Here is a 660-nt window from a genome sequence, read left to right as displayed (position 1 = left end):
TTAAATAAATCTGGGTTACTCATAATCAAAGCGCTTGTGAACGGCTGACTAGCTGTTAGAACTATCGCTCCGTTATCCTTTGATTACTCGCTCATATTGTTCCCATAATGGTTTGAAAGGAATGATTGTATCCCACTTACACGCTGTTGTTCCGTATGGCAAATCACACAAAATCATATCAATACTACCATCAGGAATTTTTTTCATTCCTTCTAAACATTCTTCGTTGTAAATTTTATTTAATTCAATCATTCAAACCCTTTCGGTACTTCGATTTTTGGAGTTTCGTACTTGCTTAGCTTATAGTCATCAAGTTCTTCAATTTTTGCCTTAAGGTCATGAGCGCTTGATTCTTCTTGTTGTAATCTCCGCCATTCAGTAGGGTTATAAAGTTCAGGGTTTCCGGCCTTAGCAACCATCATCGCTACCAAGCTATCTTTATCCAGCTCTTTTTCTTTAACCTTTACTTTTTCAACGTTTCCGTCAGCGTCATATATTGTTTCTGTTTCTTTTAGCGTTCTGACTGTCAGTTTGCTCGCTAAGGCACTTTCGGCTAGTTCTAATAGATTTCCCCTAGCAATGCTTTTAGCTTCGTCATACGCCTTTATATTGTCATCTCGCCACTTTCTAAAAGTTTTAGCCGAACAATGCAAACTGGTG

At 38.0% G+C, this 660-nt stretch carries 1 protein-coding gene and 1 pseudogene; both read right to left on the bottom strand.

The window, feature by feature from the left end; translation table 11 throughout:
* Positions 1-207, bottom strand: a pseudogene (locus tag EII37_RS10810) (site-specific DNA-methyltransferase); the annotation flags it as partial.
* 41 nt (positions 208-248) lie between these two features.
* Positions 249-660, bottom strand: a 412-nt coding sequence (locus EII37_RS10805) for a bacteriophage terminase small subunit (protein WP_124788560.1), incomplete at its 5' end; no start/stop codon positions are given.

Source organism: Streptococcus sp. OH4692_COT-348 (assembly GCF_003859975.1).
In the GTDB taxonomy this organism is placed as follows: domain Bacteria; phylum Bacillota; class Bacilli; order Lactobacillales; family Streptococcaceae; genus Streptococcus.
Note: the sequence above shows the minus strand (reverse complement) of the source record. Positions and strands in the feature narration are given on the sequence as shown.